This window comes from Candidatus Pantoea gossypiicola (assembly GCF_008632075.1).
Lineage (GTDB): Bacteria > Pseudomonadota > Gammaproteobacteria > Enterobacterales > Enterobacteriaceae > Pantoea > Pantoea gossypiicola.
In genome coordinates, this window is sequence record NZ_VWVM01000012.1 from 35,156 (window position 1) to 51,528 (window position 16,373).

10 protein-coding genes, 1 tRNA gene and 1 other RNA gene are annotated in these 16,373 nt (G+C 55.9%); all 12 read left to right on the top strand.

Going from position 1 to position 16,373, the window contains the following annotated elements; translation table 11 throughout:
* Positions 1 to 219 precede the first annotated feature (219 nt).
* Complete coding sequence (gene eptB / locus F3I20_RS15560) at positions 220 to 1,911, top strand: kdo(2)-lipid A phosphoethanolamine 7''-transferase (RefSeq protein ID WP_150013345.1); 1,692 nt, start codon at positions 220 to 222, stop codon at positions 1,909 to 1,911.
* 125 nt (positions 1,912 to 2,036) lie between these two features.
* Positions 2,037 to 2,113: transfer RNA gene (locus F3I20_RS15565), tRNA-Pro, on the top strand.
* A gap of 34 nt (positions 2,114 to 2,147) precedes the next feature.
* Positions 2,148 to 2,277, top strand: a non-coding RNA gene (locus tag F3I20_RS15570) — RtT sRNA.
* A gap of 1,092 nt (positions 2,278 to 3,369) precedes the next feature.
* The gene (gene dppA / locus F3I20_RS15575; protein WP_150013343.1) at positions 3,370 to 4,980 is read left to right on the top strand and encodes a dipeptide ABC transporter periplasmic-binding protein DppA; all 1,611 of its coding nucleotides are present in this window, start codon (positions 3,370 to 3,372) and stop codon (positions 4,978 to 4,980) included.
* Between the two features lie 171 nt (positions 4,981 to 5,151).
* On the top strand, positions 5,152 to 6,171 hold the full coding sequence (gene dppB / locus F3I20_RS15580) for a dipeptide ABC transporter permease DppB (RefSeq protein WP_013359638.1): 1,020 nt from the start codon (positions 5,152 to 5,154) through the stop codon (positions 6,169 to 6,171).
* A gap of 9 nt (positions 6,172 to 6,180) precedes the next feature.
* Positions 6,181 to 7,083, top strand: a complete 903-nt coding sequence (dppC, locus tag F3I20_RS15585; protein WP_150013341.1) for a dipeptide ABC transporter permease DppC — start codon at positions 6,181 to 6,183, stop codon at positions 7,081 to 7,083.
* 12 nt (positions 7,084 to 7,095) lie between these two features.
* On the top strand, positions 7,096 to 8,082 hold the full coding sequence (dppD, locus tag F3I20_RS15590; RefSeq protein WP_150013339.1) for a dipeptide ABC transporter ATP-binding protein: 987 nt from the start codon (positions 7,096 to 7,098) through the stop codon (positions 8,080 to 8,082).
* Positions 8,072 to 9,094 (top strand): dipeptide ABC transporter ATP-binding subunit DppF, encoded by a 1,023-nt coding sequence (gene dppF, locus F3I20_RS15595; RefSeq protein WP_150013337.1) that lies wholly within the window; start codon positions 8,072 to 8,074, stop codon positions 9,092 to 9,094. Before dppD ends, dppF begins: the two co-directional genes overlap by 11 nt.
* A gap of 683 nt (positions 9,095 to 9,777) precedes the next feature.
* Positions 9,778 to 10,371: a cellulose biosynthesis protein BcsO gene (bcsO, locus tag F3I20_RS15600; RefSeq protein WP_150013335.1), complete on the top strand. Its 594-nt coding sequence runs from the start codon at positions 9,778 to 9,780 to the stop codon at positions 10,369 to 10,371.
* The gene (gene bcsQ / locus F3I20_RS15605) at positions 10,362 to 11,165 is read left to right on the top strand and encodes a cellulose biosynthesis protein BcsQ (RefSeq protein WP_150013333.1); all 804 of its coding nucleotides are present in this window, start codon (positions 10,362 to 10,364) and stop codon (positions 11,163 to 11,165) included. Before bcsO ends, bcsQ begins: the two co-directional genes overlap by 10 nt.
* Before the next feature lie 48 nt (positions 11,166 to 11,213).
* Entirely contained in the window at positions 11,214 to 13,325 is a 2,112-nt protein-coding gene (bcsA, locus tag F3I20_RS15610; RefSeq protein ID WP_150037926.1) for a UDP-forming cellulose synthase catalytic subunit, read from the top strand.
* Positions 13,322 to 16,366, top strand: a complete 3,045-nt coding sequence (gene bcsB, locus F3I20_RS15615; protein WP_150019105.1) for a cellulose biosynthesis cyclic di-GMP-binding regulatory protein BcsB — start codon at positions 13,322 to 13,324, stop codon at positions 16,364 to 16,366. The genes bcsA and bcsB overlap by 4 nt, the downstream gene beginning before the upstream one ends.
* The last annotated feature ends 7 nt before the right edge of the window (positions 16,367 to 16,373 follow it).

Consider the following 16,373-nt stretch of genomic DNA (forward strand, 5'->3'; position numbering starts at 1 on the left):
CCATGTACAAAAAATGTGCTAATCCGGTCGACAAAGATTATTTTCTGGTCTATCAAACGCGGCCATGCTTTACTGAGCCACCTTGCGTTATAGCCAGTAAATCCGTTCAGAATTTTCCTTCATCTTGTCCGGTCCGCTTATTCAGCGAACTCTGCCGCGTTTCGGCAGTCACATAAAAGATTTGGTCAAGCGCTTCACACCGGAGAAACCCCTTTTTTCATGAATTATATTAAAACCCTGACCCAGCAGAAGTTATCGCTATTGCTGGCGCTCTACCTCGGTATTTTGCTGAACTTACCGATTTTCTACCGTCGTTTTGACGGTTTTCTCAGGCAATCCACGGTAACGAACTGGCTCACTGCCGTTACCGAGGTAGTTGCCATTGTGCTGCTGACGTTCTTCCTGATGCGTCTGCTGTCGCTGGGCGGAAAGTGGTTTTATCGCGTGCTGGCCACGCTGATTGTTCTGATATCTGTTGCCGCCGCCTATTACATGGCGTTTTTTAACGTCGTGATTGGCTACGGTATTGTGGCGTCGGTGATGACGACCGATACCGATCTTTCTAAAGAAGTGGTTGGCTACCATTTCATCCTGTGGATGGTGCTGGTCAGCGCGCTGCCGCTGCTGATGATCTGGCGCAACAGGCTGAGCATGACGCTGAACGAGCAGCTGCGTACGCCAGGACAGCGCCTGAAACCGACCCTGATTATGCTGCTCTGTGTAGCGCTGGTGTGGCTGCCGATCCGTTATTTCGACAAGCTGCAGAAGCATAATGAAGAGATTACTAACATCGATCTGCCGAGCTACGGCGGCGTAGTCGCCCACTCGTATCTGCCTTCTAACTGGCTGGCGGCTGTAGGTCTGTTTGCCTGGACCCGCGTAGATGAGTCGCTGCAAAACGAGGAACTGCTGGATCCGGCGAAGAAGTTTACCTATGTTGCGCCTGCCGGTCTGGACGACACCTATGTGGTGTTTGTGATTGGTGAGACCACGCGCTGGGATCACATGGGTATGCTGGGCTATGAGCGTGACACGACGCCTAAGCTGTCGAAAGAGAAGAATCTGGTCGCATTCCGGGGTGAATCCTGCGACACCGCGACCAAGCTGTCGCTGCGCTGCATGTTCGTGCGCGAAGGCGGCACCATGGATAACCCTGGCCGCACGCTGAAAGAGCAGAATGTGTTTGCGGTGATGAAAGAGCTGGGCTTCACCTCTGAGCTGTTTGCGATGCAGAGCGAAGTCTGGTTCTACGACAACATCAATGCCAACAACTTTGCCTTCCGTGAGCAGATTGGTTCAGAAAAGCGTAATCAGGGTAAATCGGTAGACGACATGCTGCTGGTGCCGGAGATGAAAGCGTCACTGGATCGTTTCCCGAAAGGTAAGCATCTGGTGGTGTTGCACACCAAGGGTTCACACTATCTTTATTCACAGCGTTATCCGCGCAGCTTCGCGAAGTATCAGCCAGAGTGTATGGGCGTCGACGAGACCTGCAGCAAAGCGCAGCTGATCAACGCTTATGATAACTCAGTGCTCTATGTCGATAGCATGCTGGACAGCGTGCTGGATCAGCTGCGTGATAAGAAGGCGATCGTTTTCTATGCTGCCGACCACGGCGAGTCGATCAGCGAGAATATGCATCTGCACGGCACGCCGCGTGAGATGGCCCCGCCGGAGCAGTTCCGCGTCCCGATGATGGTCTGGGCGTCAGATAAGTATCTGGAAGACAGTCAGAACCGCAGTAACTTCGAACGCCTGCAGGCGCAGCAGCGTGTGGGCCGGACCCATCGTCACGTTGAGTTGTTCGATACCATTCTGGGCTGTCTGGGTTATACCTCGCCAGATGGCGGCATTAACCCGGCTAACAACTGGTGTCAGGCTCCGGCTAAAAGTCAGGCTAAAGCGCTGTAGCGGTGGTCTGAAAGGGACATGCAGATGGTTGATTTCGGGTAACCGCATGCTTTCCAGGCGATTGGCGGCAAAAGCATAAAAAGCGGTTGACGCTGTTCGGGGGTAGCAGTAACATGCGCCCCCATCGGCGAGTAGCGCAGCTTGGTAGCGCAACTGGTTTGGGACCAGTGGGTCGGAGGTTCGAATCCTCTCTCGCCGACCATATTTAAGAAACCTGTCTGAAAAGACAGGTTTTTTTTTCGTCTGAAGAAAAGAGGATGAGAACCTCCGAAGGAGGTTTGAGCCGAGCGTAGCGAGACAACGTTGCTTTAGCAACGGCCCGAAGGGCGCTGCTCGCAGAGCAGAGTAATCCTCTCTCGCCGACCATATTTAAGAAACCTGTCTGAAAAGACAGGTTTTTTTTCGTCTGAAGAAAAGGGAAAAACTCACCGCTGAGCAGGCTTCAGGGAGCATACGCCTTCCGCAAAGACGCAAAAGACGCCATCCCTGGCATGCTCAGCGCGACCCATCCCTGGCCCGCGATGCTTTGCTGCAGGCGTATACTCCCTTCGCTTCACGTCTGGCAGACGCATCGGGTACGTACAGAAGCACTACAGACGGCTGGCAGATCTAAACCCTAGGAATCTGACCGCAGCGCATAAATTCAAGGCGTAGGGAACACGGGCAGAGGAGGAAAGCGTCCCACGCCATGGACGGCGTGGGCCGAGCGTTCAGGGATGGTTTAAGCGCCTTTCCGATCTGCCCGTGTTCCCGAAGCAGATCTCGATCTTAACGCCATACGTGCCACCGATAGTCCTTAACGCCACTCCCGCTTACCACATTTTGTTTTGTTGCTCGCCTCGCTACCTTCCAGAAGGTTCCAGTAAAACCCCACTGCCGCGCGTTCCGCTTACCAGCCCCTGTTATTGTCACTTTCCCGCTGGCAGGCCTTGCCATACAGGAGTTGCGATCATAATTCGCGACACATTCTTCTTATGACCGAAAGCGGCAACATGCTGATTTCTTATGCTTCTTTCCCAGCATATTCCGCTGGTTGAACGTCATAACGCACGGTGAATCGTTCAGTTATTCAACATTTGCCGGTAAAAGTTTTAAGTTTTTTAGCGGTGAGAATCACTAGCGATAGAGCAGCAATCCAGCACAATGCACGGAATTCAGGCCAGCTACGCTGTGCATTGTATGGCTTTTAGACAGAAACGGTTTTTATTACCGTTGCATGCTATTCCTCACACTCTGTGTAAATAAGTAACCGTTGTATTGACGTTCTTTGCAACTGTTGACAAATTGATGCGTCAATAAACGCGCAGTTACGGAATTTTCTGAATGCACAATCTGCGTCAGAAAAAACATAAAAAACGCAGCGCGCGTTAACCACCTGTTCGGTGGTACGCCTGAACCGCATAAAAAAATCAGAGGTCGGGCAATACACACAACATCACATCACAATGGAGCAAAAGCATGATCAACTCCCTGGCTAAATCCGGGATGCTGAAGGTCGGTCTGAGCCTGATTGCTATGACTGTCGCCGCCGGTGTTCAGGCAAAAACCCTCGTTTACTGTTCTGAAGGTTCTCCGGAAGGCTTTAACCCGCAGTTGTTCACCTCGGGCACCACCTACGATGCCAGCTCACGTCAGATCTACAACCGACTGGTTGAGTTCACTATCGGCACCACCGAACTGCACCCTGCCCTGGCAGAGAAGTGGGATGTCAGTGAAGACGGTAAAACCTACACCTTCCACCTGCGTAAAGGTGTGAAGTGGCAGACCACCAAAGATTTCAAACCGACGCGCGACTTCAATGCGGATGATGTGGTGTTCACCTTTGAGCGCCAGCTGGATAAAAACAACGCCTATCACGGCGTCTCTGGCGGCAGCTACGAATACTTCGAAGGCATGGACATGCCGAAGCTGATCAGCAAAATCGAAAAAGTGGACGAGAATACCGTGCGCTTTGTGCTGACGCGTCCTGAATCGCCGTTCCTTGCTGACCTCGGCATGGACTTCGCCTCGATTCTGTCGAAAGAGTACGCAGACAACATGCTGAAAGCGGGCACCCCGCAAAACGTTGACCTGAACCCGGTCGGTACCGGTCCGTTCCAGCTGCTGCAGTACCAGAAAGATTCGCGCATCCTTTACAAAGCTAACCCGGATTACTGGGGCACCAAGCCGAAAATCGACCGCTTAGTCTTCTCCATTACCCCGGATGCGTCGGTGCGTTACGCCAAGCTGCAGAAGGGCGAATGTCAGGTCATGCCGTATCCAAACCCGGCTGACATTGCGCGTATGAAGCAGGACAAAAACATCAACCTGTATGAGCAGGCTGGCCTGAACGTCGGCTATCTGTCGTACAACGTTGAGAAAAAACCGCTGGATAACCTGAAAGTGCGTCAGGCACTGACCATGGCGGTCAACAAAAAAGCGATTATCGACGCCGTTTATCAGGGTGCAGGTCAGCCTGCTAAAAACCTGATCCCACCAACGATGTGGGGCTATAACGACGACGTAAAAGACTACGCCTACGATCCCGAGAAAGCCAAAGCACTGCTGAAAGAAGCGGGTATGGCAGACGGTTTCTCTATCGACCTGTGGGCGATGCCGGTTCAGCGTCCGTACAACCCGAACGCACGTCGCATGGCGGAAATGATCCAGAGCGACTGGGCGAAGATTGGCGTGAAAGCCAAAATCGTGACCTACGAGTGGGGCGAATACCTGAAACGCGCCAAAGCGGGTGAGCACCAGACCGTCATGATGGGCTGGACCGGTGACAACGGAGATCCGGATAACTTCCTGGCGACCCTGTTCAGCTGTTCAGCGGCCAAAGATGGCTCTAACTACTCGCGCTGGTGTGATAAATCCTTCGAGGATCAGATTCAGCCAGCTCGCGCCACCGCCGATCAGGCGAAGCGTATTGAGTACTACAAGCAGGCTCAGGTTGTGATGCATGACCAGGCACCGGCGCTGATGATCGCGCACTCAACGGTATATGAACCGGTCAGCAAAAAAGTCTCCGGTTACAAAGTCGATCCGCTGGGCGGACACTACTTTGCTCAGGTAGACATTAAAGAATAATTGTCGCCTTTTCCGGGGCGGCTGCGCGTCGCCCCGGCTTTATCTCCCTGTTTTACTGGAAACGGTAGAGGCGCAGCCTGGCTGCGTCGCGGTCGGGCCTACCCGATCGTCAGATGTAAGCAATAACAACCCGCGCGGCGACGGTCGCACGGACAAGAGAGAACCCGGATTATGCTGCAGTTCATACTCCGACGTCTGGGCCTTGTCATCCCAACGTTTATCGGTATTACATTACTCACCTTCGCGTTTGTTCACATGATCCCCGGCGATCCGGTGCTGATCATGGCCGGCGAGCGCGGTATTTCTCCTGAACGTCATGCACAGTTAATGGCGCTGTTAGGTCTGGATCAGCCGCTGTGGAAACAGTACCTGAACTACATTAACGGCGTATTACATGGCGACCTGGGCATTTCACTGAAGAGCCGCATCCCGGTCTGGGATGAGTTTGTTCCGCGCTTCAAAGCGACGCTGGAACTTGGCATCTGCGCCATGATATTTGCCGTGGCTATTGGCATCCCGGTTGGGGTGCTGGCGGCGGTAAAGCGTGGTTCGATTTTCGATCACACCGCCGTGGGTATCTCACTGACCGGCTACTCCATGCCGATCTTCTGGTGGGGCATCATGCTGATCATGCTGGTCTCGGTGCAGCTCAACCTGACACCGGTTTCCGGGCGGGTCGGCGACACCGTCTTCCTGGATGACAGCATGCCGCTGACCGGCTTTATGCTGATCGACACCTTCTTCTGGGGTGAGCCGGGCGACTTCCACGATGCGGTGATGCACATGATCCTGCCCGCCATCGTGCTCGGCACCATTCCGCTGGCGGTGATTGTACGTATGACGCGTTCGGCAATGCTCGAAGTACTGGGTGAAGATTACATCCGCACGGCGCGCGCCAAAGGCCTGACGCGGATGCGGGTGATCGTCGTGCACGCGCTGCGCAACGCCATGCTGCCGGTGGTGACGGTCATCGGCCTGCAGGTCGGCACGTTGCTGGCCGGGGCGATTCTGACTGAAACCATCTTCTCGTGGCCGGGGCTGGGGCGCTGGCTGATTGAAGCGTTGCAGCGCCGTGACTATCCGGTGGTACAGGGTGGTGTGCTGCTGACGGCAGTACTGATTATTGTGGTCAACCTGCTGGTTGATCTGCTGTATGGCGTGGTTAACCCGCGCATACGTCACAAGAAATAAGGGGGCATCATGTCTGTTGTTGATCCCGGCAGCGTTACCGTTGCACCCAAGCCGATGACCCCGTTCCAGGAATTCTGGCACTACTTCAAACGTAACAAAGGCGCGGTCATCGGCCTGGTCTACATCATCATTGTGCTGCTGTGCGCTATTTTCGCCGATGTGCTGGCCCCGCATGCGCCTGCTGAGCAGTTCCGCGACGCGCTGCTGCATCCGCCGGTCTGGCAGGAAGGCGGTAACTGGAGCTACATTCTGGGCACCGACGACGTGGGCCGCGATGTGCTGTCGCGTCTGATGTACGGGGCGCGCCTGTCGCTGCTGGTAGGCTGTCTGGTGGTGGTACTGTCGCTGATTTTCGGCGTGATATTTGGCCTGCTGGCCGGTTATCTTGGCGGCGTGGTCGATGCCATCATCATGCGTGTGGTCGACATCATGCTGGCATTGCCCAGTCTGCTGCTGGCGCTGGTGCTGGTCGCCATCTTCGGTCCCTCAATCGTTAACGCCTCCATTGCGCTGACCTTTGTGGCACTGCCGCACTATATCCGTCTGACCCGCGCCGCGGTGCTGGTGGAAGTGAACCGCGACTATGTGACCGCCTCCGGCGTGGCCGGTGCCGGTATGCTGCGCCAGATGTTTGTGAATATTCTGCCTAACTGCCTGGCACCGCTGATCGTGCAGGCGTCATTAGGTTTCTCCAACGCCATTCTTGATATGGCGGCGTTGGGCTTTCTCGGTATGGGTGCGCAACCGCCAACGCCGGAGTGGGGCACCATGCTCTCCGACGTGCTGCAGTATGCGCAAAGTGCCTGGTGGGTCGTGACCTTCCCTGGATTGGTCATTCTGCTTACCGTGCTGGCATTTAACCTGATGGGCGATGGTTTGCGTGATGCCCTCGACCCGAAACTCAAGCAGTAAAGAGGCACCGAGATGGCGTTATTAAATGTAGACAAACTATCGGTGCATTTCGGCGACGATAAAGCACCGTTCCGTGCGGTTGACCGCATCAGTTATCAGGTTGAGCAGGGCCAGGTCGTCGGTATCGTGGGCGAGTCCGGCTCCGGTAAATCGGTAAGTTCACTGGCGATCATGGGACTGATCGACTTCCCTGGCAAAGTGATGGCGGAGAAGCTGGAGTTCAACCAGCGCGATCTGAAACGGATCTCTGAAAAAGAGCGCCGCCAGCTGGTGGGCGCAGAAGTGGCAATGATTTTTCAGGACCCGATGACCAGTCTGAATCCCTGCTACACCGTGGGTTTCCAGATTATGGAAGCGATCAAGGTGCATCAGGGCGGCAATAAACGCACCCGGCGTCAGCGGGCAATCGACCTGCTGAACCAGGTGGGGATTCCCGATCCCGCGTCGCGGCTTGATGTCTATCCTCACCAGCTGTCGGGCGGCATGAGCCAGCGCGTGATGATTGCGATGGCGATCGCCTGCCGGCCTAAGCTGCTGATCGCCGATGAGCCGACCACGGCGCTCGACGTGACCATTCAGGCGCAGATCATTGAACTGCTGCTGGATCTGCAGCGGCAGGAGAACATGGCGCTGATCCTGATTACGCACGATCTGGCGTTAGTGGCAGAAGCGGCGCACCACATTATCGTGATGTATGCCGGTCAGGTGGTGGAGAGCGGTAAAGCGACCGATATCTTCAAAGCGCCGCGCCATCCTTATACGCAGGCGCTGCTGCGTGCGCTGCCGGAGTTTGCGGCCGATAAAGCGCGTCTGGCGTCACTGCCAGGCGTGGTGCCGGGCAAGTATGACCGCCCGGCTGGCTGTCTGCTTAACCCACGCTGCCCTTATGCGACTGACCTTTGTCGCCAGGAAGAACCGGAACTGCGCACCATTCCAGGACGTCAGTCCAAGTGTCACTATCCGCTGGATGATGCCGGGAGACCCACTTATGAGTCATGAAATCACGAAAGATCAGTTCCTGCTGCAGGCGATTGATCTGAAAAAACACTACCCGGTGAAGAAGGGTCTGTTTGGTCAGGAGCGTCTGGTTAAGGCGCTGGATGGCGTCTCTTTTAATCTGGAGCGCGGCAAAACGCTGGCGGTCGTCGGCGAGTCAGGCTGTGGTAAATCCACGCTGGGCCGCCTGCTGACGATGATTGAAACCCCGACCGAAGGGCAGCTTTACTGGCACGGTCAGGATCTGCTGAAACACGATCCCCAGGCGCAGAAGCTGCGGCGTCAGAAAATCCAGATCGTGTTCCAGAACCCGTATGGCTCACTCAATCCGCGTAAGAAAGTCAGCCAGATTCTGGAAGAGCCGCTGGTGATCAATACCCAGCTGACCAAAGCGGAACGTCGCGAGAAGACGCTGGAGATGATGGCGAAAGTGGGCCTGAAAACCGAACATTACGATCGCTATCCGCACATGTTCTCAGGCGGTCAGCGTCAGCGTATCGCTATCGCACGTGGACTCATGCTCGATCCGGACGTGCTGATTGCCGATGAGCCGGTTTCGGCGCTCGACGTTTCGGTACGTGCTCAGGTGCTGAACCTGATGATGGATTTGCAGCAGGACATGGGACTCTCCTACGTCTTTATCTCCCACGATTTGTCGGTGGTAGAACACATTGCCGATGAGGTGATGGTGATGTATCTCGGCCGTTGTGTCGAGAAGGGCAGTAAAGAGGCGATTTTTGCTAACCCGCGCCATCCTTACACCCAGGCTTTGCTGTCAGCGACGCCGCGTCTGAATCCGGACGACCGTCGTGAGCGCATTAAACTGACCGGCGAGCTGCCCAGCCCGCTCAATCCGCCGCCAGGCTGCGCCTTCAATGCGCGCTGCCACCGACGTTTTGGCACCTGCGTACAGCTGCAACCGAAGCTGAAAAACTATGGTGGTCAGGAGATTGCCTGCTTCGCGGTTGATCAGGATGAGAATCAGCCGGTGGGTGTGGCAGAAAAGGTCAGCTGAGGATTGTCGGTTCAGGCCGTTAATTCAGTGGCGGCTCAGGGAGCATACGCCCTCCGCAAAGACGCCATTCATGGCCTGCGATGCTTTGCTACAGGCGTATGCTCCCCTCTCCTGAAGAGGGTTAGCCGTCTGTGGTTCTGATTTGGTAATGCAATACACCCTGAGCCGGTACAATTTCTTAAGACGAAGGCTCCTTACTGGAGCCTTTTTTTATCTCAATTGCGCTGTAAACCGCACCGTCGGGAGACCCGCCATCACATTTCGGTTATTTTCCCTCTTTTTCCGTTATCAGATTTAACCTGTTTTTCTTCTGGCGAAATGAGCAGCCAAAAAAGATAAATACTCCAAATCCCTTATGACAGCGATCAGACTTTTTTGCGCCTGCGGCAGCCCGATCGTGGCATAACATTGCGCTTATCGTGTCCCGCCTGGCTGTGCCAGTGGTTGTCATAGCGGCTAAGTCTTAAAAATTATTGAAACATCGCAGATTAATTTAACTTAAACATCACTTATTAATTATAGGGGCTAATCATCTTATATTGGCTTTATTCCGCTGTAAGTGAATCTTTATGATTAAACTATTTTATTGAATCTGCTTTATTTGTAATCAGGTTTTTCTGACTGACATTAAAGGGATGTGTTATATTCCAGGAAAATTCCTCCCTTGTTGCAGGCCACGGCCAATGAAGAATAATTACGATGATTTGCAGCGTTTTAAAGAGAAAACGCAAACGCTCGACATCGACTTTAAAGATATGTCTGGCCAGGCGCAGGAAGCGGCGGAACACAGTAAATGGGCTTTAATTCGCCAGCTGGCAAAAGAGGACCATCAGACCTCATTGGGGGGCGGTCAGCGTATCGACCTGCCGCAGCCGCAGCCACTGCGCGGGGATGAATTTACCGCGCCACCGCCTGAGGCACCGGCAAGGCCTGCCACACTCAGCGCGCAACCGACGACATCAGCCCGCAGCGCAATTCTCGATAGTCTGTCAGGCAGCAACCTGCCCACAGCCCGCACGGCTGAACGTGACCCTTCATCACTGTTTCCGCCGCCACCGCAAAAACGGGCTTTAGCTGAGCCTGTTGCTGTATCACATGCTCAGCCCGTCCGGCCCGCCATGGTGGCGGATTTAAAGCCCGCTATGACGCCTGCCACCCCCCATTCTGAACCGGAACGGTTTGGTGCGTTGTTCCGCTCACGCGACAGCGAACCGTCGAATCTGCCGAAAGAAACCTTACTCAAACCGTTACTGGAGAAGATTGCGCTATGCCGTTAGTTTGTGTGTGCTCGCCGAAGGGAGGCGTGGGGAAAACCACGCTGGCGGCGAATCTGGCCTGGAGTCTGGCGCGTTCCGGTAGCAAAGTTCTGGCCATTGATTTTGATGTGCAGAATGCACTGCGTCTTCATTTTGGCGTGCCGCTGCATGATGGCCGCGGATTTGTGGCGCGCTCAGAAGAGCAGGCGGACTGGAGCCAGTCGATTCTTACCACCGGCGGAAATATCTTTGTCCTGCCCTATGGCGATGTCACCGAGCCACAGCGCGAACGGTTCGAAGAGAACCTGATGAAAGATCCCCACTTTATTAAGCGTGGTCTGGATACGGTACTTAATTATCCCGGTCTGGTGATTGTCGCTGATTTTCCGCCTGGTCCGGGCCCGGCCCTTAAAGCAATGACGGCGCTGGCCGATATGCATTTAGTGGTGATGTTAGCGGATACCGCCTCTGTGTCGTTATTACCGCAGATTGAAGAGAACCGGATGACCGGGAAACCGCTCAATAATAAGCATGGGCACTATTTTATCCTGAACCAGTGCGATAACCGCCGGAATATTAATCGTGATGTCACTGCATTTATGCAGCAGCGTCTGGGCGATAATTTACTGGGCGTGGTTCACCGTGATGAAAGTGTGGGTGAAGCCAATGCTTCCCAGCAGTCCGTATATGATTTCAGCCCTGCCTCAGCAGCGGCATTTGATATTGAACTGATCGCCAAACGGGTCAGCAGCATTCTGAATATCACCGTGGGAAATGGTGAAGTTCAGGCTCCCATCCGCACAAATCATTTTTAGTCGGCTACTGCAGGCGACTGACTTAAACAGCTCTTCTCAGGGTGAATCATGAGTAAAATCGGGTTTTACCTGCTGCTGCTGGTGCTTGCACCCGTTGCCGCGGTGATCATCATTACGCCGATGGACAGCCAGAAACAGTATATTTTTGGTCTGATCAGCATCGGCATGATGTTTTTATTGGGTTTCAGCAAGAGCCGCAAAATAACCGTGGTGATGGTGATTCTCTCTGCCCTGATGTCCAGCCGTTATATCTGGTGGCGCACCACTGAGACGCTGCACTTTAATTCCGAAGTCGAGGCGATATTAGGGATTGGCTTATATCTGGCGGAGCTTTACGTCTGGCTGATCTTAATTCTCGGCTTCCTGCAAACCACCTGGCCATTAAAGCGCACCATTGAGCCATTGCCGGACGATACCCGTCTGTGGCCGACGGTCGATATTTATGTGCCGTCTTACAATGAAAGCCTGGATGTGATGCGCGATACCGTGCTGGCGGCGCAGTGTATCGACTACCCGCGTGACAAACTCAAAATCTATCTGCTGGATGATGGCAAGCGCAGCGAATTTGCCCGCTTTGCGGCGGATGTCGGGGTAGGGTATATCACCCGCGACGACAACAAACATGCCAAAGCCGGTAACCTCAACCATGCAATGAAAATCACCAAAGGTGAACTGATTTGCATCTTCGACTGCGACCACGTGGCGACCCGCACCTTCCTGCAGGCGACGGTGGGACCGTTTCTGAAAGATCCGAAGCTGGCGCTGTTGCAGACGCCGCACTACTTCTATTCGCCCGATCCCTTTGAGCGTAATCTGCGCGCTGCGCGCAGCATTCCCAACGAAGGCGCGCTGTTTTATGGCCCGGTGCAGCAGGGTAACGACAACTGGAATGCCACTTTCTTCTGCGGCTCCTGTGCGGTGATCCGTCGTTCGGCGCTGGAAGAGATTGGCGGCTTTGCCGTTGAAACTGTCACCGAAGATGCACACACCGCCCTGAAAATGCAGCGCCTGGGCTGGGGTTCAGCGTTCCTGTCGATCCCGCTGGCGGCCGGCCTGGCGACCGAACGTCTGGGTCTGCATATCATCCAGCGTACCCGCTGGGCGCGCGGCATGACGCAGATTTTCCGCGTCGATAATCCGCTGTTTGGCCGTGGCCTGAAGTGGCAGCAGCGTCTTTGCTACCTCAACGCCATGCTCCACTTCCAGTTCGGCCTGCCACGCGTCGCCTTTCTGACCGCGCCGCTGGCTTACCTGCTGTTTAACCTGAATATTATTCATTCGTCGGCATCGCTGATTTTTGCCTACGTGCTGCCGCATCTGGTGATGTCGCTTTATGTTAACTCACGCATGAATGGCCGTTTCCGTTACACCTTCTGGGGTGAGATTTATGAGACGGTGATGTGCTTCCATCTGGTCATTCCGACCATCCTGACGCTACTGTCGCCGAAACATGGCAAGTTTAACGTGACCGACAAAGGCGGTGTGCTGGATCAGGGCTTCTTCGATTTCCACATCGTGCGTCCGCACGTGATTGTGGCGCTGTTGCTGGGCATCGGGATTGTTGCTGGCGTAGTGCGTGCAGTGATGCATGACTATTTTGGCGTCGACCCATACGTTATTGCGCTCAACGTCGGCTGGGCGATTTTCAGCCTGATTATTCTGATGGCGGCGATTGCCGTGGCGCGCGAAACCAAACAGGTGCGTAAAACCATCCGTGTTGACGTACAAATCCCGGCGATTATTCACTACGCCAGCGGCATTTCATCACGCACCCTGACCAGCAACCTGTCGATGGGCGGTGCACAGCTCGATGCGCCGGATGGCCGTCATGAAACGGACGAAATTGAAGAGATTGATCTTCTGCTGAAATCCGGCGCGATCACCATCCCGGTGAGTAAGATTTCTGGCGATGACGAGAGCATTCGCCTGCGCTTTGAGGCGATGCCGCTGGCGCGCCGTCGCGAACTGGTGCGTGTGGTGCTGGCACGTGCGGATGCCTGGATCCAGCCAGAGTATAAGCAGGACAACCCGCTGATTTCACTGGGCACCATTATCCGTACCGTATTTGAGCTGTTCTGGCTGACCTGGAGGGGCCGCCACGATAAACGTAAAAAAGTCGACCCGGTTGTCGCGGCGGCGAAAGAGGATGGCGCGGCATGAAAATCCTGACGCATACGTTGCTGGCCAGTTCACTGACCGCCGCGTTATGGCTGACGCCCGCTGGCGCGGAAACGTCGACGGCGATGGATAGCAGCAGTGCCGCGCCGGTAAACAGTGCGGCTCCAACGCCGCCTGAGGCTGCTGCAACCACCCAGCAAGCTGAGGCCACTGCAATCTCGAAATCTGCTGATGCCACCGCGAGTGCGCCGGTAAACAGTGCGGCTCCGACGCCGCCTGAGGCTGCTGCAACCACCCAGCCAGCTGAGGCCACTGCAACCTCGAAATCTGCTGATGCCACCGCGAGTGCGCCGGTAAACAGTGCGGCTCCGGCGTCGTCTGCGGCCGCTGCAACCACACAGTCAGTCGATGTCACTGTCAGTGCGCCAGCGGAAAACCAGGCCCCGGCCAGCGATGCGGCGTATGCGACGCCACCTGCAACGCCTGTTAATAATGCTGCCACACCGGATGCCGGTTCAGCGCAGGTGACGACCCCGATGAGTGTGGGCGGGTCAGCAATGCCGTCAGTGCCATCCGCGGCCCAGCCCGAGGAATCTGCACCGGCCTCTGCGCCACAGCGCGCAGTACCGGATGCCACGCCGTCATCAACCAACGCTTCTTACGCACCAGCGGGTGAGGCAACATCAGCGCCTCAGGCGTCAGCGAGCGGCGAGTCTTCTTCCGTCGCGCCGGCCACAGCGTCGGTGACGAGCAGTGGCGCAGTGACGCAGGATAGCAGCGCGCTTTCCACGGTGCCGCTGCCACAGGGGCTGAGCAATGCCGATCCGGCGCTGGAAGCGGCTGCCAGTGCGCTGCCCTACGCGCCGGGCCAGGCGACTGCACCGGTTGCAGAACCGCAGCCACCCATCGCGGCGGCCATCAATCAGCCGATCAGCAGTGTGGTTTCTGTGGCCCAGATGGGCCAGGCGCGTGGTATCACGCTGACCGGCGGTCAGTTACAGTCGGGCATCACCTTTACTCTCCCCAGCGATGAAGTGATTACCAATGCGCGACTCAGTCTGACGCTGCGCGTCTCCGCCGCGCTGGCGGCACGCAACACCTCGCTGCAGCTGATGCTGAATGGTCAGCCGCTCGGCACGCTGCCGCTGGGTGCCACGGACAGTGACGTCAGTGATTATGAGCTGGATATTCCGGCGGCGATGGTGGTGTCGGACAACAACCTCAGTTTTAAAATCAACGATGCAGACAAGCTGCTGTGTGAGAAAGAGAGCGCGCAGCAGTATCAGGTCACCATTCTGCCGAATACCGCGCTGCACCTTGAAGGACAGAAGCTTAATATCGGCACCCGCCTGCGCAACTTCCCGCGTCCCTTCCTGGATCCGCAGCGGATGACGGCGTCCACCATCACGATGGGTTTTGCCAGTAACGTCTCACCTGATGCGGTCAGCGCGGCGGCGCTGGTGGCTTCCTGGCTCGGCATTCAGAGTGATTATCGCGGCATCCGGTTCCCGGTGGTACGCGGCGAACTGCCGGAAAACAACGGCATCCTGTTTGGTCATCCTGGCGATCGAATCGGCACGCTGACGTTCCCGGCCAGTAATGGCCCGATGCTACAGGTGGTGGATAACCCCAGTAACCCGGTTTACAAATTGCTGCTGGTCAGTGGCAACAATGACGATCAGCTGCGTCAGGCGGCGAACCGTCTGACGACCCAGCCATTCACTACCGATGAGAGCCAGCTGCAGGTTCCTGTACAGACCATTGGCAACCGCAAACCTTACGATGCGCCGCGCTGGATTAACACTGACCGTCCGGTCCGCCTGAGCGAACTGCTGCGTAAAGATCAGAGCCTGACCAGCAGCGGCATCTGGCATGATGCGCTGCGGGTTAACTTCCGCGCCGCGCCTGATCTGTTCCTGTGGGATGGCGACACCGTGCCGGTCAATCTGCACTATCGCTTCCCGTCTGAAAGCTGGATTGATGAGGACAACTCGTTCCTTAACGTCATGCTCAACGGCACGTTTCTGCGCAACCTGACGGTCAACAAAGTTGGGCTGCTGGAGAACGCCTGGCATCGTTTAGGCGGTGATGCGCGTCAGGAGCAGTATCAACTGAATCTTGAACCTTATCTGATCTATGGCGATAACCAGCTGGCGCTCTACTTCAATATCAAACCGCGCGCCGATGCGCCCTGCGGCGTGCTCCTGAACAACAATATCAAGAGCCGGATTGAAGAGGACGCGTGGATCGATCTGAGCCATACCCGCCACTTCAGCATGTTGCCGAACCTCTCATACTTTGTGGGTGCCTCGTTCCCGTTCTCGCGGCTGGCTGACTTCGGCCAGACCACGCTGCTGCTGCCGGAAACGCCCAGCGATGCCGAGCTGTCGACGCTGCTGGATCTGGCGGCGCGGGCCGGAACCGCGACCGGCGTGGCGCTGACGCAGAATCAGGTGCTGTTTGGTCTGCCCACTGGCGGCACCCATCTGGCGCGAATCCAGCAGAGCGATCTACTGGCGGTCAGCACCACCGGCAACAGCGCCTTCAATCAGGCGATGCTGGCGGCGTCACCCTATGATGCCACCAGCAGCACCTTTGGGGTGAAAGAGCCGGACACGCTGGAAAAATTACGCGGCTGGCTGACCGGCGACTGGAGTCGTCAGCAGCTGGATGCCGATCGTTACTTCTCTTCCAACGAAGCATGGCGGGGCTTTCTCAGCTACCGGTCGCCGTGGAATCGCGATCGGCTGGTGGTGATGACGGTGGCAACCAGCGACGATCAGCTGTTACGACTGCACAACGATTTAAGTTCGGCACAGATTAACGCTGCAGTACGGGGTGATACCGCGATTATCACGGATGAAAACGGTATTCGTAGTTTCCGCGTCGGTGCACAGTTCCCCAGCGGCGAGATGCCCTGGTACATGATGGTGGTGTGGTATGCCAGCCAGCACTCAGTGCTGCTGGCGGTGGCGGCGATGCTGCTCTCTGCACTGGTGGGCAGTGCGGCCTGGGTGATGCTGAAGCGTCATGCCTGGCGGCGTCTGAACCCAAAGCAGGGCCATGATTCCGGCAGGAAGTAAGGACAAC

Coding starts and splice junctions, on each gene's coding strand:
- eptB (WP_150013345.1), top strand. CDS start 220: ATGAATTATATTAAAACCCTGACCCAGCAGAAGTTATCGCTATTGCTG.
- dppA (WP_150013343.1), top strand. CDS start 3,370: ATGATCAACTCCCTGGCTAAATCCGGGATGCTGAAGGTCGGTCTGAGC.
- dppB (WP_013359638.1), top strand. CDS start 5,152: ATGCTGCAGTTCATACTCCGACGTCTGGGCCTTGTCATCCCAACGTTT.
- dppC (WP_150013341.1), top strand. CDS start 6,181: ATGTCTGTTGTTGATCCCGGCAGCGTTACCGTTGCACCCAAGCCGATG.
- dppD (WP_150013339.1), top strand. CDS start 7,096: ATGGCGTTATTAAATGTAGACAAACTATCGGTGCATTTCGGCGACGAT.
- dppF (WP_150013337.1), top strand. CDS start 8,072: ATGAGTCATGAAATCACGAAAGATCAGTTCCTGCTGCAGGCGATTGAT.
- bcsO (WP_150013335.1), top strand. CDS start 9,778: ATGAAGAATAATTACGATGATTTGCAGCGTTTTAAAGAGAAAACGCAA.
- bcsQ (WP_150013333.1), top strand. CDS start 10,362: ATGCCGTTAGTTTGTGTGTGCTCGCCGAAGGGAGGCGTGGGGAAAACC.
- bcsA (WP_150037926.1), top strand. CDS start 11,214: ATGAGTAAAATCGGGTTTTACCTGCTGCTGCTGGTGCTTGCACCCGTT.
- bcsB (WP_150019105.1), top strand. CDS start 13,322: ATGAAAATCCTGACGCATACGTTGCTGGCCAGTTCACTGACCGCCGCG.